Source organism: Amycolatopsis vancoresmycina (assembly GCF_000716785.1).
Classification (GTDB): Bacteria; Actinomycetota; Actinomycetes; order Mycobacteriales; family Pseudonocardiaceae; genus Amycolatopsis; species Amycolatopsis vancoresmycina.
Window position 1 is genome coordinate 99,079 of the sequence record NZ_JNYY01000017.1, and the last position, 26,989, is coordinate 126,067.

Sequence of the window (26,989 nt, forward strand, 5' to 3'; positions counted from 1 at the left end):
CCGTGACCCTGATTCTCAAGACGAAGCCCGGCGACTACTCCGCGGAGCTGCCCGCCGAATTCTCCGCGGGTGCACTCTCCGACTACCTCACCGCCTACTGCGCCAACCCCCTTTTCCGCAGCGCGCGATTCGAAGAACTCGAGATCGACGACGACCCCTACCGCCGGCCGGTGCGGCCCGAGGACCTCAGCTTCCTGCGGTTCGACCGCCCCTTCGGGCGCGCCGACGCCTCGCAGCTGTCCGCCCTGATCGGGCACCGCATGCTGCTGAACATCCACGACACCGCCAAGCCGATGTACGCGGCGGACATGACTCCCGAGCGGTGGGACGAGCACCGGCTGTTCTACGGCGAACGCAACCGCGTGCTCGGCGAGCTCGTGCGGCCCCTGCTGGAGGAGCACCTGTTCGGCTTCGTCCGGGAGGCCGTCGCCGAGCAGGCCGCCGACCGGCCCGAGCCGGACGTGGCCGGCCTGCGTGGCCTGCTGACCGACCTGGCCGAACGGCGCGGCACCGCCGCCGAAGCGCTCGTCGGCCTGGTGGCCGGGGCGAAAGCCGCCGGCGAGGCCGCGAAGATGACGGCGGTCCAGCTGCTGGCCGGCACCCTCAACGCCCCGCTGCGGGTCAGCCCGCTGATGATCCCGGCCGGCAACGCGCTCGCGGCCATGACCAGCGCGCGCCGCGAGCCGCACCCGATCGACGACGTCCTGGGTGCCGTCCTGGACGCGTGCGGGTTCGGCCTCGAACCGCACCGCTACTACCAGTACTACCTGCCGTCCACATTGGCCGCGATGAACCACCTGAGCGGCGCCGCCCGCGATCCCGGCCGGGTCTTCGAATTCCTCGGGGCCATGTGCGTGCGCACCCTGGACTCGCTGGCGCTGATCGGCGGGCACGGCGCCCGGCTGGCCGAACTCGCCGGCCCGGCGGACTCCTCCCGCACCGAGGCCGCCATGGCCCGCACCGCGCCCGAGGCGGAGACCGCCGCAACCGTCGAAGCGATCACGCGCACCGTCCTCGAACCGCTGTCCCACCGCTTCGGCCCGGCGGCTTTGGCCGCCTTCGACCGCGGTGCCCGGGAATACGCGCTCCTGCTGGACGTCCACCACGACGACCTGACCGTGCAGCTGCGCTGGATCGACAGCGCCGAGGCCTACCGGGCCAAGGCCGAACGGCTGCAGGCCGCCATCGACGAGCACCACGTCCCGGTCGCCCTCGACACGTTCGTCGAGTCCTGGGAGGAGTGCTCCACCACCCACGTGCACGACGACGACCGGTTGCTGGTCATCGAAAGCGGCGAGATGGAGTTCTGGAACTGCTTCTCCGGCATGCACAAGTTCCGCGCCGGCGACAAGCTGTTCATCCCCAAGCACCGCCTGCACGGCTCGGTCGTGCTGTCCGGCGAATGCGTCTACCACCAGCCCGTGATCACCGCCGAGCTGGACCAGCGCTATGGCTGAGCGGACCGCCGGCGTCCTGCTGCCCGAGATCCCCGGCAAGCGGCTGTTCAGAGCCGACCGGGCCGAGCTGCCGCAGGACGCCCCGGCGTGGCTGGTCCGGTCCGCGGAGGTGTTCCGCGCCGACGTCGGGCACGCCGAGTACCCCTGCCACTTCGGCCGCAACGCCCTGCACCTGGGCGAGCTGTTCGGCACCTGGGTCGGCGAGGACGGCGACCTGTCCGCGGTGCGCGACGACCTGGTCGCCTTCCTGGACGCCTCCCGGCCCTTCGCCCACCGCCGGATGGCGCTGGCCGCCTTCTTCGCCCCCGAACCCGGCGCCGGGCACGCCGAGCACGGCCGCCGGTTCTGGACCGTGCTGCGCCGGCTGGCCGAGACCGACGACCGGCCGTGGCCCGACGAGATCCCGGTGGCGCCGGAACACAGCCGCTGGGAGTTCTCCTTCCACGGCGTCCCGATGTTCGTCTTCGCCGCCGCCCCGACGCACGTCGCCCGCCGCAGCCGCAACCTCGGGGACGGCCTGGTCATGCTGTTCCAGCCGCGCAACGTCTTCGCGGGCATCGAAGGCGGCAGCCCGGCCGGGATGGTCGCGCGGCGCCGGATCCGCGAGCGGCTCGCGGCGTGGGACACGATCGAACCGCACCCGTTCATGGGCAACTACGGCGACCCGTCGAACTTCGAGTGGAAGCAGTACTACATCAGCGACGCCGACGGCGGGGCGATGTACGAGACCTGCCCGCTCACCCACGAGGTCCCCGACGACACCCACGGTTTCGTCCACCGGCAGTTCGAGCAGCAGGCCGCGAAGACGCCCACGGCGGTCGCGGTCATCGCCGGCGACGACGTCCTCGACTACCGCACGCTGGACCGGCGCGCCAACCACCTGGCCCGCACCCTGCGGGCCGAGGGCGTCCGGCCCGAGCACCGGGTCGGCGTCGTCGCCGACCGCAGCGCCGACACCGTCGTCGCGTTGCTCGGCGTGCTCAAGGCCGGGGCCGCCTACGTGCCCGTCGATCCCGCGCTGCCCGAAGAGCGGACCGTGCTGATGCTGGACGAGTCGGGAGCCGATGTGGTCGTCGCCCCCGGCCGGCTGCTCGGCCAGATCCCGGTGGGCCCGCGCCGGCTGGTCGCGGCCGACGGTGCGGGCGGGGTCGCCGACGAGCCGCCGTCCCGCGAGGCCACCCCGGACAACCTGGCCTACGTGCTCTACACGTCGGGCTCGACCGGCACGCCCAAGGGCGTCATGGTCACCCACCGGCAGCTCGCGCTGGCCACGCTCGCCCAGCGCGTGCCCGACCGGCCGTGGCCGGAGGCGTTCCTGCTGCCGATCTCGTTCTCCTTCGACGCCTCCGGTGTCGGCCTGTGGTGGACCCTGACCAGCGGCGGCGCCCTGATCGTCCCGGCCGACGGCGACCACCGCGACCCGGGACGGCTGCGGGAGCTGATCCAGCTGTACGGGGCCACGCACCTCGACTGCACCCCGGCGCTCTACGACCTGGTCCTCGGCACCGACCCGGCGCCGCTGGCCGGCCTGCGCTGCGCGATCGTCGGCGGCGAAGTGCTGCCGCCGTCGCTGGCCGCCCGGCACCGCGCCCTGCTGCCGGAGTGCCTGCTGGAGAACAACTACGGGCCGACCGAGGTCGCCGTCTGGGCCGTGACGCACCTGATCCGCGACGACGTCCCCGACGGGCGGGTGCCGATCGGGCACGCCATCGCCGGCACGCACGCCCACGTGCTCGACGACGCCTTCGCCCCGGTCGCCGACGGCGAGGTCGGGGAGCTGTTCCTCGGCGGCGGCAACGTGGCCCGCGGCTACCAGCTGCGGCCGGGGCTGACCGCCGAACGCTTCCTGCCGGACCCGGCCGGGTCCGGCACCCGGATGTACCGCACCGGCGACCTGGTCCGCCGGAACGAGCACGGGGCCCTGGAGTTCCACGGCCGGGCCGATTCCCAGGTCAAGGTCCGCGGGCACCGGGTGGAGCTGGGCGAGGTCGAGGCCGCGCTGCGCGCCCACCCGGACGTCGCCGAGGCGGCCGCCGCGCTGGGCACCACGGCGGGCGAGCCGGTCCTGGTCGCCTACCTCAGCCTGGTGCCCGGCGTCCGGTTGTCCGACGCCGCCGTCCGCGCGCACCTCGCCCCGCGGCTGCCCGTCTCGTTCCTGCCGTCGCGGATCGTGCGGCTGGCGGCCCTGCCGCGGCACGCGAACGGCAAGCTCGACCGGGCCGCCCTGCCGGACGTCGCGGAGGCCGGGCGATGAAACTCGTGATGCTGCGCCCGGCCTTCCTGCCCGCCGACGTCGGCTCGCTGCGGGCCGGGCCGGTCACCGACGCCGTCGCCGAGCTCGGCCCGCTCGTCGCCACCCGGGCGCTGGACGACGCCGGGCTGCTGGCCCGGCTGGCGGCCGTTCCGGTGCGGCCGCCGGGGACCAAGCTGGACCGGTCGGCGTTCACCGGCGTCCTGACCCGCAAGGAACAGCACTTCGCCGTGCACGACGGGTTCTTCGGCGTCTTCCGGGCCACCGACGCCGCGCCCGAACTGCTCGCCCACTGCGCGCTCGTCGGCTACCGCACGGTTCTGCGCGAGGCCGTCCGCTGCGGCACGACGCTGGACGACGAGCAGTGGGGACGGCTGCGGCACGGCATCGAGGCCGTCCTCGCCTACGCCCTCGGCCTGCCCGCCGTCGCACCGCGGCCCGCCCAGGCCCCGGCCGGGACGGCCCCGCTGGACCCGCACCGGCGCTGGCGCAGCGGCCACCACGTGTTCTTCCCGCTGATCCAGGGCATCGTGCTCGGGCTGGGCTGCTTCCAGTCGGCCCTCAACGCCGGCCGGGCCGAAGATGCCGACGAGGCCCTGGAGTTCGCGACCGCCGCGATGTCGGCGTCCCGCGACGCCATGCGGTTCGCCGCCGACTTCCCGCCCGGCGACTACCGCGGGGCGGTCCGGCCGGCGATGGCGCCGCCGCACCTGCCGGTCGGGCTGTCCGGCGTCATGTCCGAGGACCACGACCTGCTCATCCGCCGCTTCCGCGAGCTGCGCGAGGTCTTCCCGACCCTGACCGGGCCGCCGGCCGCGCGGCGCGAAGAGTTCATCACCGCCGTCGAAGCCACCTACGACGCCCACAAGGGCGTCTGCGCGCGGTTCGACGGCGACCACGTCGTCAGCCTGCGGATGAGCGCGTCGAGCTCGGCCAAGGCCGTCGGGGTGCTGGAACAGCTGGAACGCTCCCGCCTCAACACCTTGAGGTCACTGTGACGCCTTCCGAAACCCTCGCCGAGCTGCTCGTCCGCCGCGGCGCCGAGCAGCCGGGCCGCGAAGCGCTGACGTTCCTGGGGGACGACGGCACCGCGGCCGCAATCACCTACGCCGAGCTGGACGCGCGGGCGCGGGCCATCGCGGCGCTGCTCGACGGCACCTGCCGCGCCGGCGAGCGGGCGCTGCTGCTGTACCCGCCGGGGCTCGACTACGTCGCCGGGTTCTTCGGCTGCCTGTACGCCGGGATCATCGCGGTGCCCGCCTATCCCCCGCTCGACTCGCGGCAGGCCGCGCGCCTGACCGGGATCGCCGCCGACGCCACCCCGGCCGCGGTGCTGACCGGGGCGGCGTTCCTGGACCCGGCGCGCGCCCTGCTCGAACCGGTGCTGCGCGAAGCCGGGGTGCCGGCGGCGTGGCTCGCCACCGACACCGCCCCGGCCGCCGGCGCCCGGCCGGGGGTGCGGCACAACGCGGACCGGATCGCGTTCCTGCAGTACACCTCCGGCTCCACCGGGCAGCCCAAGGGTGTCGTGATCACGCACGCCAACCTGCTGCACAACTCCGCCTTCATCCGCGACCGGTTCGGGCACACCGCCGAGAGCCGCGGGGTGATCTGGCTGCCGCCGTACCACGACATGGGGCTGATCGGCGGGATCCTGCAGCCGGTGTTCGCCGGCTTCCCGGTGACGCTGATGTCGCCGTTGAGCTTCCTGCGCGAGCCGGCGCGGTGGCTGCGCGCGGTCTCCGACCACCGCGCGACCACCAGCGGCGGCCCGAACTTCGCCTACGACCTCGCGGTCCGCAAGACGACGCCGGAGCAGCGCGAGGCCATGGACCTGAGCCGGTGGACGGTCGCCTTCACCGGCGCCGAGCAGGTGCGTCCGGCCACTTTGGAGGCTTTCGCCGACGCCTTCGCCGTCGCGGGATTCCGGCGGCGGGCGTACTTCCCGTGCTACGGGCTGGCCGAGGCGACGCTCATGGTGACCGGGGTGCGCTTCGACGAGGATCCCGAGGTCACGGCGTTCTCGGCCGGTGCACTGGCCACCGGCCGCGCGCAGCCGGCCACCGGCGGCGGCCCCGCGCGGCAGCTGGTGTCCTGCGGAACGCCGCCGTCCGACGGCGGGGTCGCGATCATCGACCCGGCCAGCGGGGCGCCCGCCGCCGACGGGACGATCGGCGAGATCACCGTCTCCGGGCCGTCGGTCGCCGCCGGGTACTGGGGCGGCCGCGACGACGGCGTGTTCGCCGACGGCCGGGTCCGCACCGGCGACCTGGGGTTCCGGCACGGCGGCGCGCTGTACGTCACCGGGCGGCACAAGGACCTGATCGTCGTCCGCGGCCGCAACATCGCCCCGGACGACGTCGAGCTCACGGCGGCGGCCGCGCACCCGGCGCTGCGGCCCGGCTGCGGCGCGGCGATCGCCGTCGAGCTCGGCGGCGAGGAGGCACTGGCGGTCGTGCACGAAGTGCAGGGCCCGAAACCGGTGCCGCTGACCGGGATCGCGGACGCGGTGCGGACCGCCGTGCTCGCGGAGCACGGCGTGGCGGTGCGCCGGATCGTGCTGCTGGGCAAGGGCGGCCTGCCGAAGACGTCGAGCGGGAAGGTCCGGCGCGCCGAGTGCCGCCGGGCGCTGGCGGCGGGCGAGCTGCCGGTGCTGTTCGACGACGACCCGGCCGCCGAAGGGCTGCGGGAGTCCGCCGCGACGGTGCTGGGCCTGGCGGACCTCGACCCCGACGTGCCGCTGGCCGCGCTCGGGCTCGACTCGGTCAAGGCCGCGGAGCTCGCGGTGCGGGCCGAAGCGGCCGGTGTCCGGCTGCACCTGCCGGACCTGATGGCGGGCGCCGACCTGCGCACCCTCGCCGCCTCCGCGACGGCGGCCGAGGCCACCCCGGCCGACCGCGTCACCGGCGCGCTGACCGAGGGCGAACGCGCGATGTGGTTCCTGCACCGCCTGGCCCCGGAGTCCACGGCGTACCACATCGGCCACGCGGTGGACATCGCCGGTCCCTTCGACGAAGACCGCTTCGCCGCCGCCCTGGACGCCGCGATCGCGCGGCACGCCGCCCTGCGCACCCGCTTCGGCGTGCGCGACGGCGAACCGCACCGGATCACCGGCGAGTCCTCTGTGGACTGGGCGTCGATCGACGCCGCCGGGTGGCCCGAGTCCCGTGTGGACAGTCTGCTCCGGACCATGGCCGACGCCCCCTTCGACCTGGAAACCGGGCCGCTGTGGCGGATCCGCCACTGGCGCCTGGACGCCGGGCGGCACGTGCTGGCGCTCGCCGTCCACCACATCGTCGCGGACCTGTGGTCGCTGACCGCCCTGGTCCGCGAGCTCCTCGAAGGCGTGCCGGACACCGGACCCGCGCCGGCCATGACCGCCGCGGTCCAGGCCGAACGCGCCTACCTGGCCACCGCCGAGGCCCGGCTGGCGCACGAACGCTGGCGCCGTCGCCTGGCCGATCCCCCGGAACCGCTCGACCTGCCCACCGACCGGCCCCGGCCCGCGGTCCAGGGGTTCGCCGGGGCACGGCACCTGCAGGACCTGCCGCCGGAAACGGCCCGCGCGGTCGACGCGCTGGCCGCGGCGGAGCACGTCTCCCCCTACACCGTGCTGCTCGCTGCCTACACCTGGCTCCTGCACGCCTACACCGGTGCCGCCGACCTCGTCGTCGGCGCGCCGGCGCCGGGCCGGCTGACCGGGGACACCGCCGGGGTGCTCGGGCTCGCCGTCAACGTGGTGCCGGTGCGGTGCGAGCTCACCACCGGCGGCACGTTCCTCGACACGGTCCGGCACGTCGCGGCCCGCGTGCGGGAGGCCCTGTCCGGGCAGCGGATCCCGCTGCCGCGCCTGGTCGAGCTGGCCCAGCCCGACCGGGATCCCGGCCGCAGCCCGCTGTTCCAGACGTTGTTCGCGCTGCAGCAGGCCCCGGCGGGCGACCCGCTGGCCGCGCTGCTGCTCGACGCCGGATCCGCCGAGGCCGGCGGCCTCCGGCTCACCCCGCGGCCGGTCGCGGTCACCGGCGCGCAGCTCGACGTGTCACTGGAGCTCGTCCGCACGGCCGGCACGCTGCGCTGCGGGCTCACCTACGACACCGCGCTCTGGGACGCCGACACCGCCGCCCGGTTCACCGGGCACTTCGCCGCGCTGCTCGGCCAGGCCGTCGCGAACCCGGCGACCACCGCCGCGGAGATCGACCTGCTGCTGCCCGCCGAACGCACCGCCGTCGAAACCACCTGGAACGCGCCGCGCACCGCGGTATCAGGCGAACTCTTCCACGAAGCGGTCGATCGGCAGGATCCGCACGCCCTCGCGGTCCGGGACGGCGACCGTGCCGTCTCCTACGGGCGGCTGAAGAGCTGGAGCGACACCCTGGCCGCCCGCCTGCGCGAGCTCGGCGCCGGCTCGGAGGACCGGGTCGGGGTCCTGGCCGGCCGCTCCGCCGAGTTCGTCGCGGCGGTCCTCGCGGTGCTCAAGGCGGGCGCGGCCTACGTTCCCCTGGACCCCGACCACCCGGCCGCCCGGCTCGTGGCCCTCGCCCGGGACGCGGGGATCAGCCTGCTCGCCGGTCCCGGACCGGAGGCGGCCGCACTGGCGGGCCGCATCGGCGGAGTGTCCACTGTGGACTGGACCGAGCCGGACTTCGAACTCGATGCGCCGCGCAAGATCGCGCGTCCGGACAACGCCGCCTACGTCATGTACACGTCGGGCTCCACGGGCGAACCGAAGGGGGTTTGCGTCACCCACACCGGTGTCGTCAACCTGCTCGACGCTCTGGCGTGCGAAGCCGGCGACGTCTGCGCGTGGTGGACGAGCGGCGGCTTCGACGTCTCCGTGTTCGAGATCTTCGGTGCCCTGCGCGCCGGGGCCACGGTCGACGTCGTGCCCGCCGCGGTCCGGCCGCACGCCGAGCGGTACGTGGACTGGCTCGGCGAACGCGGGATCACCCACGCCTACGTCCCGCCCTTCGCCCTGAACGCGCTGGAGGCCCGGGTTTCGCGGCTGTCGCTGCGGAAACTCGTGGTGAGCGTGGAGCCGACCCCCGAACCGCTGCTGCGCCGCATCGCCGCCGCGGCGCCGGGGCTGTCGGTCGTCAACGGCTACGGCCCGACGGAAGCCACGATCTTCGCGACCGTGCACGAACTCGACCCGGACGGCACCGGTACCGGCATGGTGCCGATCGGCCGCGCGGTGCCGAACTGCCCGGTCAGGGTGCTGGACGCCGACGGCCGGGCGGTCCCGGTCGGCGTGCCGGGCGAGCTCTTCGCCGGCGGCGCCGGCCTGGCCCGCGGCTACCTCGGGCGGCCCGCCGCCACCGCGGAGGCGTTCGTGCCGGATCCGTTCGCCGGACGGCCGGGCGCCCGGATGTACCGCACCGGGGACGTCGTGCGGTACCGGCCGGACGGGTTCCTCCGGTTCCTGGGCCGCCGCGACCAGCAGGTGAAGCTGCGCGGCGTGCGTATCGAGCTCGGCGAGGTGCAGGCCGCGCTGGCGGCGCAGCCGGAAGTGGCCTCGGCGCTGGTGACGCTGCGGCGGATCGGCGGGCAGCCGGTGCTGGTCGGGTACGTCGTCCCCGCCGGTCCCGGCGGCCCGCCCGACCTCCGGGCGCGCCTGCGGGCGCTCCTCCCGGCTCCGATGGTGCCCTCGGCCGTCGTCGTCCTGGACGGCTGGCCGGTCACCGTCAACGGGAAGCTCGACCGCCGCGCGCTGCCGCTGCCGGAATCCGTGCGCGGGCCCGGCTTCGAACCCCCGGACGGCGACCGCGAACGCACCGTGGCCGGCATCCTCGGCAAGCTGCTCGGCGGCCGCCGCGTCGGACGGCACGACGACTTCTTCGACCTCGGGGCGCATTCGCTGCTGGCCGCGCAGGCCGCGCTGCAGATCGGCGGCGCGCTCGGGCTCGACGTGCCCGTGGTCGCGCTGTTCAGCCACCCGACCGTCGCCGGGCTCGTCGAAGCCCTGCCCGCGGTGGCCGTCCCGGTCGCGCCGATCACCGCCCTGCCCCGTGCCCACGAGGACCCCGCCGCCCTCGCCGCGCGCATCGCCGCGCTGCCCGGCGACGTCGTCCGGCTGCTGACCGACGAGGTGAGTGGAGCATGACCGACCTGTCCGTTCCCCGGCGCCTGCTGGCCGAGCGCCTGCGGGCCGACGCCGAGCGCGGCGTCACGACGTTCCCGGCGACCGCCGCCCAGCGCCGCATCTGGCTGCTCCACCGGCTGGCGCCGCACAGCTCGCGCTACACGATGCCGGCCGCGCTGCGCCTGCACGGCGAGCTGGACGTCCCGGCGCTCCGGCGTGCGCTGACCGCGGTCGCCACCCGGCACGAGGCGCTCCGCACCGTTTTCCCCGCGATGGACGGGGTTCCGGTGCAGCGCGTCCACGCGGAGGCGAGCCTGCGGCTGGAGGTCCGGGAGCCCAACGGCGTGGCCCCGGCCGACGCACTGCGGGTGGCCGCCGCGGAGGCCTTCGACCTCGCCGCCGCCCCGCCGGTGCGGGCGATCCTGTGGCCGGTCGCGCCCGGCGAGCACCTGCTCCTGGTCGCCGTGCACCACATCGCCGCCGACGCCTGGTCGCTGCCGATCCTGCTCGCCGACCTCGCCGCGGCCTACCGCGGCGAACAAAGCCGGGCGCCGCTTCCGGTCCAGTGCGGCGACTACGCGGTCTGGGAGGCCGGCGCCGACGCCCGCGCGCAGGCCGACGCGGCGGCCGGGTACTGGCGGCGCGCCCTCGCGGACCCGCCCGAGCCGCTGAACCTCCCGGCCGACCACCCGCGTCCGGTGACCGAGGCGGGCCCGGCCGCGACGCACCGCACCGAACTCCCGCCCGCCCTCACCCGGCAGCTCCGGGACCGCGCCCGCACCGCCCGGACCACGGTGTTCACCGTGCTGCACGCCGGGCTGGCCGCCGTCCTGCACCGCTTCACCGGCGCCCGCGACCAGATCATCGGCGTCCCGGTCTCCGGCCGCACCCGGCCCGAAACCGCCGCGCTGGTCGGCTGCTTCGTCAACACGCTGCCGCTGCGCACGTCCTGTGCCGCCGACAGCGGCTTCGCGGCCTTGCTGGAGCAGGTCCGCGATCGCACCCGCGAGGCGCTCGCCCACCAGGCGGCACCGCTGGAGCGCATTGTCGCCGAGAGCGGTGCGAAGCGGCTTCCCGGGCGGGCGCCGCTGTTCGACGTCGGGCTCACCCTGCAACCCCGCCTCGACGTCGCCGGGTTGTTCGCCGGGCTGCGCGCCGAAGCGGTGCCGCTCGACGCCGCCGAGGCCAAGTTCGACCTCGGCTGCCTGGTCGAGGCGGACGGCGACACCCTGCGTCTCGCGTGGGAGTACCGCGCCGACCTGCTCGACGCGGCCACCGTCGGCTCGATCGCCGCCTGCTTCACCGCGCTGCTGGCCGAAGCGGTGGCCGATCCGGACCGGCCGCTCGGTGCGCTGCCGCTGACGCCGGACCCGGCCGAACCCCCCACGGCGGTGACCGGGACGGTCGTCGGCCTGTTCGCCGAGGTGGTCGCCGCGAACCCGGACGCGACGGCGATCGTCGACGGCGACCGCACCCTCGCCTACCGCGACCTGGACCGGCTCACCAACCGGATCGCCCGGGCACTGCGCGACCGCGGCGCCGGCCCGGAAACCCCGGTCGGGGTGTGCCTGCCGCGGTCCGCGGACTTCGCCGTCGCCTGCCTGGCCGTGCTGAAGGCCGGCGGCCACTACGTCCCGCTCGACGCCGGTCAGCCGCGCGAGCGCCTGGACCGCATGCTCGCCGACGCCGGGATCACCCACGCGATCACCGCCTCGCCGGTCCCGGAGTTCCTCGCTGCGACCAGCACCCTGGCGATCGACCGGCCCGGGGAATGGGCCGGGCAGCCGGACACCGCGCCGGAAACCTTCGTGCACCCGGACACCCTGGCCGCGCAGATCTTCACGTCCGGTTCCACCGGCCGTCCCAAGGCCGTGGCCCTCACCCACCGCGGCGTCGTCGACCTCGTCCGGCCCGGCGGCTACAGCGGGCTGGGCCCGGACCGGACGCTGCTCTGGCTGTCGTCGGTGTCCTTCGACGCCGCCACCTGGGAAATCTGGGGGACGCTGCTGCACGGCGCCCGCGGCGTGGTGCACCCCGAACTGGCCTTCACCGCCGAGGCGATCAGCGCGGCCGTCCGGGCGCACGGCGTCACCGCCGCCGTCATGGCCACCGCGCTGTTCCACGCGATCGTGGACGAGGACCCGGCCGCGCTGCGCGGCCTGCGGACCGTGCTGATCGGCGGCGAGGCGCTGTCGGTGTCCCACGTCCGGCGGGCACTGGCGGCCGCGCCCGGCCTGACCGTGATCAACGGGTACGGGCCGGCCGAAGCCACCACCTGCGTCACCGCGCATCCGGTGTCCGAAGTGGACAGCGGGCTGCCGGGCGTGCCGATCGGGCGCGCGGTCAACGGCAGCCGGGTGGAGCTGCGCGACGCCGACGGCTACCCGGTGCCGCCCGGCGCGGTCGGCGAGGTGTGGCTCGGCGGTCCCGGACTGGCCCGCGGCTACACCGGCCAGGCGGCTCAGACGGCCGAGCGGTTCGTGCCGGGCCCGGACGGCGGCCGGTGGTACCGGACCGGCGACCTGGCCCGCGAGCTCGGCGACGGCACGCTGCTGTTCCGCGGCCGCGTCGACGCGCAGGTCAAGATCCGGGGCCACCGGGTCGAGCCGGGCGAGATCGAGGCCGTGCTCACGCGGCACCCCGCGGTCTTCGCGGCCGCCGTGGTCCCGCACCGGCTCTCCCCCACGGACAACCGGCTGGCCGCGTACGTGGTCACCGACGGCGGCGGGGATCTGCGGCCCTGGCTGGCCGAGGTGCTGCCGTCCTACCTGGTCCCCGCCTCGCTGGCGGTCGTCGACGCCCTTCCGCTGACCCGAAACGGCAAGCTCGACCCGGCCCGGCTGCCCGCACCGCAGTGGGCCGAGCACGCCGGGCCGGGGCGGCCGCGGACCGGGACCGAGGACGCCGTCGCGCGGATCTGGGCGGAACTCCTGGACCTGGACCCGGCCGCGATCGGGCCGGACGACGACTTCTTCGCCCTGGGCGGCCATTCGCTGCTCGCCTCGCGCCTGGTCTCCCGGCTGGCCGCCCGGCTCGGCGCCGAGGTCGACCTGGCCGAAGTGTTCACCCGCACGACGCTCGCCGCGCTGGCGAACGTCGTGGCGGCGGCCGGGCCGGCGCCGTCGGCCGGGGCGATCGAGCCGGGACCGCGTCCGGCGCCCCTGTCGCACGCCCAGGAGCGGCTGTGGTTCCTGGCGCGCCTGGAACCCGGTTCCCCGGCCTACCACCTGCCGCTGGCGGTCCGGATCACCGGGCCGCTCGACGCCGCCCGGCTGGCCGGCGCGTGGGACACGGTCATGGCCCGCCACGAAGCCCTCCGCTCGGTCATCGAGGAACGCGACGACGGGCTGTTCGCCGTTCCCGCCGCACCGGCCACACTGGAGTACGCCGAGCAGCCCGACCCCGGCTTCGCGCGGCGGCCGTTCGACCTCGCGCACGACGTCCCGGTCCGGGCGCTGCTGGCCCGCGTCGGCGAGCAGGAGCACGTGCTCTCCGTCGTCGTCCACCACATCGCGGCGGACGGCTGGTCGGTGGCGATCCTGGCCGACGAGCTGGGCGCGGCCTATTCCGGCCGGACGCTCGGCACCGTCGTGCCGTACGGCGATTTCGCGCACTGGCAGCGGAACCGGCTGACCGGGACCGCCCTGGACACCCTCACCGGCTTCTGGCGCTCCACATTGGACGGTGCGCCGCTCGTGCTGGAGCTGCCGGCCGACCGGCCGCGGCCGCCGCGCCAGTCGTTCGAGGGCGCTTCGGTGCCGGTCACGATCCCGGCCGGGACGGCCGCCCGCATCCGGACGCTGGCCGCCTCCGCGGGCTGCACCGAGTTCATGGTGCTGTCGGCGGCGTTCGCCGCCACGCTGTCGGCCTACAGCGGGCAGCACGACGTCCTGTTCGGGACGCCGGTCGCCGGTCGCCCGCACCCCGACGTCGAACGCACGGTGGGCAGCTTCGCCAACACGGTGGTGCTGCGGGCCGACCTGTCCGGCGAGCCGACCGCCCGGGACCTGCTGGCGCGGGTGCGGCGGACGTGCCTGGCGGCGTTCGCGCACCAGGACCTGCCGTTCGAAAAGCTCGTGGAGGCGCTCGCGCCGGAGCGGGACCTGTCCCGCAATCCGGTGGTCCAGACCCTGCTCGCGCTGAACACGGCCACCCCGCCGCGGCCGGCCCTGCCCGGCCTGCGGGTGCGGCCGGTGGCCGCCGAGCTGCCGGTCGCGCGGTTCGACCTGGCGCTGTGGCTCGCCGACGGCGACGACGGCGGGATCGGCGGGTTCGCCGAGTACGACACGGCGCTGTTCGACCGGGAGTCCGTGGCCGGGATGCTCGCGCACTTCGCCGAGCTGCTGACCGCGATGACCGCGGACCCGGACGTCGTGCTCGAGACGGTCCTGACCGACGCCGACGCCCGGCGCCTGCGCACCTGGGGCGGCGGATCCGCGCCGTGGGCGGGGGAATCGGTGCCGGCCGCGGTCGCGCGGACGGCCGCGGCCGACCCGGACCGCCCGGCGATCGCCGCCGAAGACGGCTCGGTGCAGACCTACGGGCAGCTCTGGCAGGCCGCCACCGGCGTCGCCGCGCGGCTGCGGTCGGCGGGCGTCACGCCGGGGGCCGCGGTCGGCATCTGCGCCGGGCGGTCCGCGTCGGCGGTCGCGGCCCTGCTGGGCTGCGGGCTCGCCGGGGCCGCGTACGTGCCCCTGGATCCGGCCGCCCCGGAAGCCCGGCTGGCGCGGATGGCGGAGATCGCCGGAATCGCCGTGGTGCTGGCGGACGCGGAATCGGCCGGGCGCATCACCTTCGCGCCGGTCCTGCCCGTCGACGCCGGATCCGACGGCGGCACCGCTGCGCCATCCGTGTCCGAAGTGGACGGCCCAGCCTACGTGCTGTTCACCTCCGGCAGCACCGGCGAACCCAAGGGCGTCACCGTCCCGCACTCCGCGCTGACCGCGTTTCTGGCCGCGATGACCGGCCACGAGCCCGGCCTGACCGCGCGCAGCCGCCTGGTCGCCGTCACGCCGTTCACCTTCGACATCGCCGCGCTCGAACTCTTCGGCCCGCTCACCGCCGGCGCCTGCGTCACGCTGGCCGAGCCGGCCACCACGCACGACGGCGTCGCGCTCGCCCGGTTGCTGGAGGCCGCCGACTGCGACGTGCTCCAGGGCACCCCGGCCACCTGGCGGCTGCTCCTCGACGCCGGGTGGCGGCCCTGGCCGGGCTTCCGCGCGCTGTGCGGCGGCGAGGCGCTTCCCGCGGACCTGGCGGCCGAACTCCGCGCGCACGGCGCCGAACTGTGGAACCTCTACGGCCCCACCGAAACGACCGTGTGGTCGACGGCCGGGCGCGTCGGCGACGGACCCATCGGCATCGGACGGCCGATCCCCGGCACCACCCTGGCCCTGACGACCGCCACCGGGGCGCGGGTCCCGGTCGGTGCCGTCGGCGAGATCCGGCTGTCCGGGGCGGGCGTGGCCCTCGGCTACGCCGCCCGCCCCGCCGCGACCGCCGAGCGGTTCGTGCCCGGCGACGGCGGCGAACGCTGGTACCGCACCGGCGACCTGGCCCGCTTCGACCACAGTGGACGGTTGCGGCACCTCGGGCGCGCGGACGCGCAGCTGAAGATCCGCGGCCACCGCGTCGAGCCCGCCGAGGCCGAAGCCGCCCTCACCGCGCACCCCGGCGTGCCGGCCGCGGCCGTCGTCGCCCGCGAGGGCCGGCTCGTCGGCTACTACCTGCCCGATCCGGCTTCCGGCGGGCACGTCGGCCCGGGTGTGCTGAAGACCCACCTGGGCACCCTGCTGCCCGCCTACCTGATCCCCGACCTGCTGCTGCCGCTGCCGGAGTTCCCCCTGACACCGCACGGGAAACTCGACCGCACCGCGCTGGCCGCAAGGCCGATCCGGCGGCCGGCGGCCGACGCGGACCCCGGGCCGCGCGACGGGCTGGAAGCCGTCGTCGTCGAGATCTGGTCGGACGTGCTGGGCCGGTCACTGGCCGCGGGCGACGACTTCTTCGCCGCGGGCGGCCATTCCCTCGACGCCGCCCGCGCCGCGACCCGGCTGTCGGCCGCGCTCGGCGTGGAGATCCCCGTCCTGGCGGTGTTCGAACACCCCAGCCCGGCGGCGCTGGCCGGGTGGGCGCGCGCCCGGACCGCCGGCCCCGCCGACCCGGTCCCGGTGCTGCCCGGCGACGGCCCGTTCCCGCTGTCCTCGGCGCAGGAACGCCTGTGGTTCCTCGCCGAATACGCCCCCGAGTCCCCGGCCTACAACGTGCCGCTCGCGGCCCGCCTCACCGGCCCGCTCGACGTCCCGGCGTTGCGCCGGGCGCTCACCACCCTGGTCGCCCGGCACCCCGCGCTGCGGACGGTGTTCGAAGCCGGCGGCAGCCAGCGGTACCTCCCGCCCGGGGAGGCGGCGCTGCGGCTGGTCGACCTCACGGCAGCGCCAGCCGACCGGCACCACCACCCGGCTGCCGAGGCCGAAGCCCAGACCATCGACCTCTCCACCGCCGCCGACCGCGCGGCCGCCCTCGCCGGTGCCGCGGCCACCCGGCCGTTCCGCCTGGCCGAAGGCGAACCGCCCTTCCGCGCCACGCTGATCCGGGTCTCCGAACAGGACCACGTGCTCGTCCTGGTCCTGCACCACATCGTCGCCGACGGCTGGTCGGTTTCGGTTCTCGCCCGCGACCTCGCCGCCGCCTACGCCGGTACCGACCTGCCGGAACCGGCGGTGCGGCACAGCGACTACGCGGCCTGGCAACGCAGCCGCGCCGCCCGTGCCGCCGGGCAGCTCACCCGGCGCTGCGAGGACCTCGCCGGTGCCCCGCACACCCTCGAACTGCCCGCCGACCGGCCGCGGCCGCCCGAGCGCCGTCACCACGGCCGCACCCTGCCGCTGACCGCGGGCACCGGTCTCACCGAAAGCGTCCGCGCGCTTGCGCGGGACGCCGGCGTCACCGAGTTCATGGTGCTGCTGGCCGCGTTCGCCGCCACGCTGACCCGGTTCAGCGGGCAGGAGGACCTGCTGATCGGCACCCCGGCCGCCCAGCGCAGCACCCCGGGCACCGCCGACGTCGTCGGCCTGTTCGCCGAGACCCTCGTGGTGCGCGCCCGCACCGGCGGCGATCCGACCGTGCGCGAGCTGCTGGGCCGAGTCCGCCGCGCCTGCCTGGACGCCTACGCCGCCCCCGATGTCGCGTTCGAAACCCTGGTGGACGCGATGGCCCCGCAGCGCGACCCGGCCCGCAGCCCGCTGTTCCAGGTGATGATCGCGCTGAACAACGCCCCCGGCGCGCTGCCGCGGCTGCCCGGCCTGGCCGTCGAACCGGTGCCGGTGCCGAACCACACCGCCAAGTTCGACGTCGTCCTGAACCTGCTCGACACCCCCGAGGGCATCGGCGGCGGGTGCGAGTTCGACACCGACGTCTACCAGGAACCGCTGATGGCCCGGTTCGTGGAGCACTACCTGCGGACCCTGCGGGAGTTCACCGCCGGTCCCGACCGGCCGCTGTCGGCCGTCGGCGCACTGAGCCCGGCCGAGGAACAGACCTGGCTGCGCGACTTCAACCGCGTACCGGCCCGCTACGACCCGCAGGTGTGCCTGCACGCCCTCGTGGAGGCCCAGGCCGCCGCGACCCCGGACGCGGTGGCGGTTTCCCTGGCCACCGAACCCGGGCAGCCCCGCCCGAAGCTCACCTACGCCGAGCTCGAGGACAGCGCCAACCGGCTCGCCCGGCACCTCCTCCGCCGGGGCGTGCGGCCCGACGACGTCGTCGGCGTCGCCCTGCCGCGCAGCCTGGAGGCCGTCGTTGCGCAGTACGCGATCCTCAAGGCCGGCGCCGGGTTCCTGCCGCTCGACCCGGCCCAGCCCGCCGCGCGGCTGGCGGACATCCTCGGTGACGCCGGCGCCCGGCTCGTCGTCACCGACGCCGACGGCGACGACGTGCTGCCGCCGTCGCCCGGCCGGGTCCACGTCGACCGGGACGGCTGGCGGGCCGAGGACGCGTCGCCGCCGTCCGTGGCCGTGGGTCCGGGACACCTCGCCTACGTGGTCTACACCTCCGGGTCCACCGGCAAGCCCAAGGGCGTGCAGATCGAACACCGTGCGATCGCCAACAACCTGCTGTGGATGCAGCAGGACTGGCCGCTGGGCGCCGCGGACCGGATGCTGCACAAGACCACCACCACCTTCGACGTCGCCGTCAAGGAGGTGTTCTGGCCGCTGCTGGCCGGCGCCGAGCTGGTCCTGGCCAAGCCCGGCAGCCAGCGCGACCCCGACTACCTGGTCGAGCTGATCGAGGCCGCCGGGATCACCATCACCCACTTCGTGCCGTCGATGCTCGAACTTGCGGTCGAGGTGCTCGACGCGGCAGGCACGGGTTTCCCGGACTCGTTGCGGTACGTCATGTGCGGCGCCGAGACGCTGCCGGTCGCGACCCAGGAGGCGTTCTTCGCCCACGGTTCCGCAGACCTGCTGCACATGTACGGCCCCACCGAGACCGCGATCGCCGTCACCGGCTGGACCTGCAAGCGGGCCCAGTCCCGCAGCCGGGTGCCGCTCGGCGGGCCGATGCCGCTGGTGGAGCTCTACGTCCTGGATCGGCACGGCCGGCCCGTCCCGCCCGGGGTCTGGGGCGAGCTGCACGTCGGCGGCTGCTCCCTCGGCCGCGGCTACCTCGGCCGGCCCGCGGAGACCGCCGCGGCGTTCGTGCCGGACCCGTTCCCGGGCCGGGCCGGCGCCCGGCTCTACCGCACCGGCGACGTCGTCCGGCACGGTCCCGACGGCCTGCTGGAGTTCCGGGGCCGGGCCGACGACCAGATCAAGATCCGCGGCTTCCGGGTCGAGCTCGGCGAAATCGAAGCCGTGCTGGCCGCCGAGCCGGACGTGCGCCAGGCCGCCGCCGTGCTGCGCGGCCGCGGCGCCGACGCCCGGCTGATCGGCTACGCCGTCCCCGCGCCGGGGGCGGACCTCGATCCCGCGGACCTGCGCCGCCGGTTGCGCGGCCGCCTGCCGGACTACATGGTGCCCGCCGACGTCGTGGTGGTGCCCGCGATGCCGCTCGGCGACAACGCGAAGGTCGACCGGGCGGCGCTGCCCGACCCCGCACCGCGGCGGCGGACCGGGCCGTCCGCGGCCCCGCGCGACCCCTTCGAGGCGGCTGTCGCCGAGGTGTGGGCCGAACTGCTCGGCATCGACGCGGTCGGCGTGGACGACGACTTCTTCGTCCTCGGCGGCAACTCGCTGCAGGCCGCGCGCATCGCCGCCCGGCTGCGGGAACGGTTCGGCTGCGAACTGCGGCTGCGGGACGTCTTCGTCGAACCGACGGTCGCCGGGATCGCGCGGCTGCTGCGCGCCGCCGGCCGGACCACCACCATCACCCGGCAGCAGCGCCGGGCCCGTCCCGCTCACTCCGGGGGAAAGCCGTCATGACGACACTGCAGGACCCGGCCGTGCCCGACGCCACCGCCGAGGACGTGTTCCCGCTGTCCTTCGCCCAGGAGCGGATCTGGTTCCTGGACCAGCTCGACCCCGGCAGCGCCGCGTTCACCATCACCGCCGCGCTGCAGGTCCGCGGCCGGCTCGACGCCGCCGCGCTGGACCGCGCGCTGACCGCGCTGACCGAGCGGCACGAGGTGCTGCGGACCCGCTTCGACCACGACGGGACCGCGCCGGTGCAGCTCGTCGCGCCGGAGCAACCGCCGGTGCTGCGGCTGGTCGACCTGAGCGGCCTGCCGGTCGAGCAGGCGCGCGCCGCGGCAGGCGCCGTCGCGGACCGGCAGGCGCGGTCGTCGTTCGACCTGCGGGAAGGGCCGCTGCTGCGGACCGCGCTGGTGCGGATCGCCGACGGCGAGGGGCTGCTGCTGCTCGTGCTGCACCACACGGCCTGCGACGGCTGGTCGGCCGACCTGCTGGTCCGGGACCTGGCCGAGCTGTACCGCGCGCAGGTGCGCGGGTCGGCGCCGGACCTGCCCGAGCTGCCGATCCAGTACGCCGATTTCGCCGTGTGGCAACGGGAAACCCTGGCCGAGAGCGGCCTGGACGAGCAGCTCGCGTACTGGAAGCAGGAACTCGCCGGCGTCCCGCGGGTGCTCGACCTGCCGACCGACCACCCGCGGCCGGCGGAGCAGGACTTCGGCGGCGCGATGGTGTCCCGGGAGCTCGGGCCGGCGCTGGCCGAGACCCTGGTGGCCGCGGCGCGGGCGGAGGGCGCGACGCCGTTCATGCTGCTGCTGGCCGCCTACCAGGCCGTGCTGGCCCGCCGGTCCGGGCAGCCGGCGTTCCTGGTCGGGACACCCGTTTCCGGCCGCACCCGCCCGGAGACCGCCGAGCTGCTCGGCTGTTTCATCAACCTGCTGGCGCTGCCCGCCGACGCGGCGGGCGACCCGGCCGTGCGTGACCTGCTGGCGCGCGTGCGCCGCACCTGCCTGGCCGGGTACGCGCACCAGGACCTGCCGTTCGAGCACCTGGTGACCGAACTCGACCCGCCGCGCGACCTGGGCCGCGCGCCCTTGGCGCAGGTGCTGCTGGCCGTGCAGGACGGGCTTTCGGGCGAGGTCGACGTCGAGGGCGCCACCCTCGTCCCGGCGCCGGTGTCCGGCGGCGTGGCCAGTTACGACCTGACGCTGGACGCCCAGCTGGCGCCCGAGGGGTTCCGGCTGAACCTGGTCTACGCCACGGCGCTGTTCGAAACGGCGACTGCCGAAGGGATCCTCGAGGACGTCGTCGCGGTGCTGACCGCGATGGGCGGCGACCTCGGTGTCCGGCTCTCCGAGCTGCCGATCGGGGCCGGGCTGCCCGAGGCCGCCGAGCCGGCGGCCGGCGAAGGCCGCCGGCTCGCCGCCGAGGTGCTCGGGCTGGCCTCGGTCGAGCCGGTCGTCGAGGTGACGGGCGAGCGGGTCGGGCCGGTCGCGATCTGCGTCCGCGACGACGCTCGCCGCGCCGCGGCCCGCCGGGCGGCGTGCGCGCGGGGTGCGCTGTTCCTCGAGCTGGATTCCACCGCACCGCCCGCGTACGTGGCTCGCCACCTCGGACCGGCGACGGTGCTCGTCACCGACCGCGACGACCTGGCGGACCTGCCGGTCCGGGTGATCGCCCCGCCGGACGACGGCCGTCCGCCCGAACCCCGTGTGCTCACCGAAGCCCGGCCGGGCGGGGAAGACCTCGTTCCGGCTCAGCTGAGCCGGAACCTGGTGTTCCCCCGGCGCGCCCTCACCGGCACCACCCCGGTCCTCGGCCTGACGGACTTCACCGGCCGTCCGGCCCTCCCCGGCGCCCGCGGCGAACTCTGGCTCGCCGGTTCCGCCGAACCGCTGCACCACCTCGGCGGCGCCGCCCGCACCGCCGAACTCCTGGTTCCCGCGCCCGGCGGTGCACGCCGCCTCCGGACCGGGCGCACCGCACGCCTGGCCGGCGGCCGCGTCGAACTCCTCGGCCCGCCGGACACCTCGGAGCTCGAAGCGGTCCTGCGCGCCCACCCGGACGTCACCGCCGCGGCCGCCGTCATCACCGCGGCCGGCGAGACCGTCGCCGTGCACGCGCCCGCGGTGGTGTCCGAAGTGGACACTTACCTGGCGGCCGAGCTCCCCGCCGGGCTGCTCCCCGACCGGTGCCTCGGCCTCCCCGAACTGCCGGACACGCCCGAAGCGCTGCTCGCCGCCACCGCGCAGCGCACCAGCGGTTACGAAGGCGCCGCGCGCCCGCGCACCCACCTGGAGCGGGCGATCCTCGACTGCTTCGGCACCGCGCTGGACCGCCGCGACATCGGCATCCACGACGACTTCTTCGACGCCGGCGGCACTTCGCTCACCGCGGCGCGCCTGATCGTCGCCCTGCCCGAGGCCGTCGGGATGCCGGTGCCGCTGAAGACGCTGTTCACGAACTCCACCGTCGCCGCGCTCGCCGCCGCCCTCGAAGACCCGGAAGGCCCGGGCGCCCCGGACAGCGCCATGGCCACCGCCCGGCGCGACGAACAGCTGCCCGCCGGCGTCGCCCCCACCGGGGCGCCGCGGCCGGCGCCGCCGGACGGCGGCCTCGGCTGCGTCCTGCTCACCGGCGGCACCGGCTTCCTCGGCGGCCACATGATCGCCGAGCTCCTGCGCCACGGCGCCACCGAAGTCGTCTGCCTGGTCCGCGGCGAAGAGCCCGCCGAGCGCCTGGCCGCGAACCTCGCCGGTTACGACCAGGACGACGTCGACCCCGCGAAGCTGACCGTCCTGCCCGGCGACCTCACCCTGCCCCGCTTCGGGCTGGACGAGGCCGGGTTCGCCGAGCTCGGCGACCGCCTCGACGTCATCTACCACTGCGCCGCGCACATGAACTTCATCCTCCCCTACCGGGTGCTGCGCGCCCCGAACGTCGTGGGCACCACGGAAATCCTGCGGCTGGCCTGCACCGGGCGGCCGACGCCGGTGCACTACGTCTCGACCATCGACATGCGCGTCGGCGACGTCCTGCCCGAGCGGCCCGGGCCGCTGGAAGCCGGGACCTCCGACGGGTACGTGCTCAGCAAGAAGACCGGCGAGCACCTCGTCCTGGAAGCCGGGCGGCGCGGCCTGCCGGTCGGGGTGTACCGGCCCTGGCTGATCACCGGCGCCACCGGCACCGGCGCCGTCGGCGTGCGCGACCAGCTGGCGCTGTGCCTGGCCGGCAGCCTGATCGCCGGCCTGATGCCCGAGGACACCCCGATCCCGCTGCACGTCCTGCCGGTCGACCTGGTGTCCGCGGCGATCGTCCGGCTGTCCCGGCTCGCGCCCCGGCCGAACCCGGTGCACCAGTTCTACAACCCGCAGGTGGCGCCCATGGAGTCGATCCACGAACACCTCACCCGGACCGGGTACCGGTTCGACACCGTGCCGTACGCGCAGTGGCGGGTGCAGCTGGCCCGCCGCACCGCCGGCCGCCTGGACGGGCTGGCGGCCCTGCTGTCCATCGACGGCCCGATGACCGGCGACCCGGACGTCGTCGAGATCGGCAACACGCTGTCCGGCCTCGGCGGCGACGCCGGGTTCCCGGACATGGACGTCGACTACGTCGCCAAGACGGTCGCCTTCCTGGTCCGGCAGGGCATGGTGCCCGAGCTGAGCGAGAGCGGGGTGCAGTGATGACCACCGGCCCCTGGCTGCGCCGCGCCGCGGACCCCGCAGACGGCGCCGTCCGCCTGTTCTGCCTGCCCCACGCCGGTTCCGGGCCGGCCCGCTACCTGCGCTGGGCGGGCCGGCTGCCCGGTGTCGACCTGGTCGGCGTCTGCCTGCCCGGCCACGAGCGCCGCGTCGCCGAGCCACCGCTGCGCCGCGTCCCGGACCTCGTCGACGCGCTCGCCGACGCCCTCGCACCCCACCTCGACCGGCCGTTCGCGGTGCTGGGCCACAGTTTCGGCGGTCTGCTCGCCTTCGAGCTCGCCCGCCGCCTGGAAGCCGGCGGCGCCCGGCCGCGGCACGTGTTCGTCTCCGGAGCGGCCTGTGCGCGCAGCAGCGAGCCGCCGGTCGCCGGCCTCGGCGACGCCGCCTTCGTCGCCCACGTCCGCCGCCTCGGCGGCCTGGACCCCGACGTCCTGGCCCACCCCGACCTCGTCGACCTCGTCACCCCGGCCCTGCGCGCCGACTACGAGGCCGCCGAAGCGCACACCCCGGACCCCGCCGCGACCCTGATCGCCCCGATCACCGCGCTCGGCGGGCTGCACGACCCCGCGGCACCGCCGGGCACCCTGATCGCCTGGGGACGGCACACCACGGGCCGGTTCACCCGCATCACCCTGCCCGGCGGCCACTTCGCCTTGTTCGACCAGGAGCACAACGTGCTCCGCACCGTCCGGACCACCCTGGCCGCGCACGCGACCAGTGCGCACCTGAAGGAGGCAGCACGTTGAGTCCATCGAGAAGGAACCTGACGCCGCGGGGCCGGCTCGGCCTGCATTCGGCCTCGCTGGCCGGCGCGCTCGCGCTGGCCGTCGTGGTCCTGCAGGTGTCGGTCGCGGGCGCCGGCACCCTCCCGCCCCTCGGCGCGGCCGTCAACCCCGGTACCGGGGTGTGGGTCACCGCCGGCCAGGGGAACCCGCCGCACGACCAGACCCTGTCCCTGCCCGGCCTGTCCGGCAGCGCCACCGTGGCGTTCGAAGCGGACGGCACCGCGCACATCGCCGCCGGCACCGACGCGGACATGTACCGGGCGCTGGGCTACACGCACGCCCGCTTCCGCCTGTTCGAAATGGACCTGGCCCGGCGCCAGGCCGAGGGCCGGCTGGCCGAGACCACGGGCGACCCGGCCGCGCTGAACTCCGACAAGTACGAACTCGACCTCGGCCTGCTGCGCGCGGCCCAGCGCGACTGGAACGCGATGACCGCCGGTTCCCCGGCACGCGCGGTGCTCAGCGAATACGCCGAAGGCGTCAACGCCGCCATCGCGCAGCTGAAGCAGGACAACGCCCTGCCGCTCTACTACAAGCTGATGGACTTCCCGGTCGAGCCGTGGACGCCGGTCGATTCCCTGGCCGTGCAACGGCTGGAGACCCAGACGCTGTCCTTCGACCCGCTGCCGACCGCGTTCAGCTACATCGCCGGCGCCTTCGGCGAGCAGAAGTTCGAGCAGCTCTACCACGCCGTCGGGCAGAACCCGCAGTACCCGTACGACCCGGGCCCGTACCGGAAACTGCCGCTGACGCCGATCCCGGCGCGCAACGACGGGGCCCCGGCGCCGCCCGCGGGCACGACCGGCGGTGGCGGCACGCTGCCGGCGCCGTCCGGAAGCGCGGGGCCGCCGGACGGGTTCGCAGTCGGCACCTCGCCGCAGGCGATCGAGGCGTCGGCGCAGTTCCAGGACCGCATCGCCCAGCTGCCCGCGAACGCCGTCCACACCATCGGCAACAGCAACGCGTGGGTGGTCTCGGGCAAGCACACCGCGTCCGGCAAGCCGATCATGGCCTCCGACCCGCACCTGAACCTGACCGTCCCGTCGATCTGGTACCAGGTGGAGCTGCGCTCGCCGGGTTACCAGCTGGCCGGCGTGACCGTGCCGGGGATCCCGGCGGTACTGGGCGGCAAGAACCAGCACATCAGCTGGGGCCTGACCAACTCCCAGCGGCCGGGCACGTTCTACTACCTGGAGAAGACCGACGCGGCCCACCCCGACCAGTACTTCTGGAACGGCCAGTGGCGGCCGATGACGAAGATCGTGAGCAAGATCAAGCAGCACGACGGCTCGACGGTCGACTACACGACCCGGATGACCGTGCACGGCCCGGTGATGACGGTCCAGGGCGTCACCGCCGCCGTGTGGTTCACCGGGACGCTGCCGAGCGACAACTTCGACAGCATGCTGGCGCTGGAGAAGGCCACCGGCTTCGACCAGTTCCACCAGGCGCTGCGCGGCTGGAACACCCCGGCGCAGAACTTCGCCTACGCCGACGACGCCGGCAACATCGGCATCGTCAACGCCGGGCTGCAGGCGCAGGTCCCCGACCGCTGCCTGCCGTTCCTGCCGATGGCCGGGACCGGGGAGTGCGACGTCACCGGGAGCATCCCGTTCGAAGCGCTGCCGAGCACGTACAACCCGCCGTCCGGGTTCGCGCAGACCGCGAACCAGCGCGAAGTCGGCACCGACTACCCGTACTACTACGGCCGCGGCTACGACTTCTTCGACCAGGGCTGGCGGTCCACCGAGATCACCAAGGCGCTCACCGGCGCCACCGGGGTGACCTCGCAGCAGATGCAGGACCTGCAGATGTCCATGGTGGACGACGTGGCCCGCGCGCTGCTGCCGACCGTGCTGAAGGACCTGCAGGCCGGGTCGTGGGACCCGGTGCAGGCCCAGGCGCTGGACGCGCTGAAGAACTGGGACTACCAGCTGACCGCCGACTCCACCGCGGCCACCGTCTGGGGCCGGTTCATGGTGCTCTACGGGTACGCGGTGTGGCACCCGGTCTGGCAGCAGTACAAAATCCCGGCGCCGCCGCGGGACGTGTTCACCCCGCGCACCAACGACAGCACGTACGCCGTCGACGGGCTCAACGGGCTGCTGATCAACCTGAGCATCGACGACACCGCCAACCCGCTGTTCGCCCCGCCGGGTTCGAACACCCACACCGCTCCGGAGGTGATCCGGCAGGCGTTCACGGCCGCGGTCGCCGACCTGAAGAGCAAGCGCGGGACCGACGTGCGCACCTGGAAGCTCGGCGACGGCCACAAGGTGATGATCGCTTCGCTGCTGCAGTCGCCGGTGCTGGACCTGGGGCCGTACGCCTCCGGCGGCAGCGGCCGCACGATCAACTCCGTGGTCAGCGCCGCACCGGTGCGGCACGGCAAGCCGCTCACCGGCGTGGCCGTCGGCGGCGCCAGCTGGCGCATGGTCGTCGACTGGGGCACCGGGCAGTCCGTCGGGATCTACCCCGGCGGCCAGAGCGAAAACCCGGCGTCCCCCTGGTATTCCGACCGGCTCGCCGACTGGTTCGCCGGACGCAACCGACCGATCCTCGAGGGCGAACCCGCCCTGGCCGCGACGAAGGGGCGGACATGGACACTCAATCCCTGACCGGGCAGGCGCCCGGCCGGAGCACCACGGCAACCGCACCCGGCACCGCGACGCGCAGCCGAACCTGGGTCCGCGTCCTGGCCGTCGCCGCCGCCGGCGTCGTCCTCGACTGGGGTGGCAACCAGCTCGGCTGGTGGTGGGTGACCGTGCTGACCGGCGTCGCGGCCGCCCTGCTGCTGCGCGGCCGCGCGCTGGCGGTGGTCACCCTGGCCGTGCCGCTGCTGAGCTGGGGCGGCGAGCTGGTGTGGCGGTGGACGACGACGGACACCACGCGGATCTCCCGCGTCACCATCGGGCTGGCCGGCGTCGGCGACGACGCGGCGTGGCTGGGCTACGTCCTGACGCTGGCGTACGCGGTCCTGCTGTGCGCCGCCGGGGTCTGGGTGGCCGCGGCGGCCCGGCAGCTGGTCCGCGCGGCCCGGGACGGGCGGCGCAACCCCATCGAACAGAAGGAGGCGGTCACCGATGCCTGAAGACGAGGACAGCCGCGAATACGCGGTCGTGATCAACCACGAGGAGCAGTATTCGATCTGGCCGGCCGGCCGCGAGCTGCCCAGCGGCTGGACGGAGGTCGGCGTCCGCGGCCCGAAACGCGACTGCCTGGACCACATCGAACGGGTGTGGACCGACATGCGGCCGCTGAGCCTGCGCACGGCGATGGCCGCCGCCCAGTCCCCGGGAGAGTGAG

Annotated in this window: 10 protein-coding genes; all 10 read left to right on the top strand. The window is 75.3% G+C overall.

The genetic code is table 11. The annotated features are described in order from the left end of the window. Positions 1–2: 2 nt before the first annotated feature. From OO60_RS34010 to OO60_RS34055, 10 genes are read left to right on the top strand one after another with little or no spacing between them, the layout of a single operon-like run. Entirely contained in the window at positions 3–1,457 is a 1,455-nt protein-coding gene (locus OO60_RS34010; protein WP_003091529.1) for a cupin domain-containing protein, read from the top strand. Further along, the gene (locus OO60_RS45175; protein ID WP_003091531.1) at positions 1,450–3,711 is read left to right on the top strand and encodes an amino acid adenylation domain-containing protein; all 2,262 of its coding nucleotides are present in this window, start codon (positions 1,450–1,452) and stop codon (positions 3,709–3,711) included. Before OO60_RS34010 ends, OO60_RS45175 begins: the two co-directional genes overlap by 8 nt. Then, positions 3,708–4,706, top strand: a complete 999-nt coding sequence (locus OO60_RS46980) for a hypothetical protein (protein WP_003091532.1) — start codon at positions 3,708–3,710, stop codon at positions 4,704–4,706. The genes OO60_RS45175 and OO60_RS46980 overlap by 4 nt, the downstream gene beginning before the upstream one ends. Next, complete coding sequence (locus tag OO60_RS34025; protein WP_051767848.1) at positions 4,703–9,808, top strand: non-ribosomal peptide synthetase; 5,106 nt, start codon at positions 4,703–4,705, stop codon at positions 9,806–9,808. Before OO60_RS46980 ends, OO60_RS34025 begins: the two co-directional genes overlap by 4 nt. Beyond that, positions 9,805–19,209 (top strand): non-ribosomal peptide synthetase, encoded by a 9,405-nt coding sequence (locus OO60_RS34030; protein ID WP_037329507.1) that lies wholly within the window; start codon positions 9,805–9,807, stop codon positions 19,207–19,209. Before OO60_RS34025 ends, OO60_RS34030 begins: the two co-directional genes overlap by 4 nt. Then, positions 19,206–22,880, top strand: a complete 3,675-nt coding sequence (locus OO60_RS34035) for a thioester reductase domain-containing protein (RefSeq protein ID WP_033262882.1) — start codon at positions 19,206–19,208, stop codon at positions 22,878–22,880. The genes OO60_RS34030 and OO60_RS34035 overlap by 4 nt, the downstream gene beginning before the upstream one ends. After that, a complete protein-coding gene (locus tag OO60_RS34040) occupies positions 22,880–23,644 on the top strand; it encodes a thioesterase II family protein (protein WP_033262883.1) in 765 nt (254 codons plus the stop codon). Before OO60_RS34035 ends, OO60_RS34040 begins: the two co-directional genes overlap by 1 nt. After that, positions 23,641–26,301, top strand: a complete 2,661-nt coding sequence (locus OO60_RS34045; protein WP_033262884.1) for a penicillin acylase family protein — start codon at positions 23,641–23,643, stop codon at positions 26,299–26,301. Before OO60_RS34040 ends, OO60_RS34045 begins: the two co-directional genes overlap by 4 nt. Next, positions 26,283–26,774, top strand: a complete 492-nt coding sequence (locus tag OO60_RS34050) for a hypothetical protein (RefSeq protein WP_003059290.1) — start codon at positions 26,283–26,285, stop codon at positions 26,772–26,774. Before OO60_RS34045 ends, OO60_RS34050 begins: the two co-directional genes overlap by 19 nt. Then, positions 26,767–26,988 (top strand): MbtH family protein, encoded by a 222-nt coding sequence (locus OO60_RS34055; protein WP_003059289.1) that lies wholly within the window; start codon positions 26,767–26,769, stop codon positions 26,986–26,988. Before OO60_RS34050 ends, OO60_RS34055 begins: the two co-directional genes overlap by 8 nt. Position 26,989: the final 1 nt, after the last annotated feature.

Bases quoted from the DNA above. Each gene is read 5' to 3' on its own strand.
- OO60_RS34050 (WP_003059290.1), top strand. From the start codon at position 26,283: ATGGACACTCAATCCCTGACCGGGCAGGCGCCCGGCCGGAGCACCACG.
- OO60_RS45175 (WP_003091531.1), top strand. From the start codon at position 1,450: ATGGCTGAGCGGACCGCCGGCGTCCTGCTGCCCGAGATCCCCGGCAAG.
- OO60_RS34035 (WP_033262882.1), top strand. From the start codon at position 19,206: ATGACGACACTGCAGGACCCGGCCGTGCCCGACGCCACCGCCGAGGAC.
- OO60_RS34030 (WP_037329507.1), top strand. From the start codon at position 9,805: ATGACCGACCTGTCCGTTCCCCGGCGCCTGCTGGCCGAGCGCCTGCGG.
- OO60_RS34040 (WP_033262883.1), top strand. From the start codon at position 22,880: ATGACCACCGGCCCCTGGCTGCGCCGCGCCGCGGACCCCGCAGACGGC.
- OO60_RS46980 (WP_003091532.1), top strand. From the start codon at position 3,708: ATGAAACTCGTGATGCTGCGCCCGGCCTTCCTGCCCGCCGACGTCGGC.
- OO60_RS34055 (WP_003059289.1), top strand. From the start codon at position 26,767: ATGCCTGAAGACGAGGACAGCCGCGAATACGCGGTCGTGATCAACCAC.